1 rRNA gene is annotated in these 255 nt (G+C 52.5%); it reads left to right on the plus strand.

The window, feature by feature from the left end:
* Window positions 1–255: ribosomal RNA gene (locus tag MUU46_RS23060) — 23S ribosomal RNA — on the plus strand; the annotation flags it as partial.

Raw genomic sequence — 255 nt, forward strand, 5'->3', positions numbered from 1 at the left:
CTAACTGGAGGACCGAACCGACTAATGTTGAAAAATTAGCGGATGACTTGTGGCTGGGGGTGAAAGGCCAATCAAACCGGGAGATAGCTGGTTCTCCCCGAAAGCTATTTAGGTAGCGCCTCGTGAACTCATCTTCGGGGGTAGAGCACTGTTTCGGCTAGGGGGTCATCCCGACTTACCAACCCGATGCAAACTACGAATACCGAAGAATGTTATCACGGGAGACACACGGCGGGTGCTAACGTCCGTCGTGAA

The organism is Scandinavium tedordense (assembly GCF_024764965.1).
GTDB lineage: Bacteria > Pseudomonadota > Gammaproteobacteria > Enterobacterales > Enterobacteriaceae > Scandinavium > Scandinavium tedordense.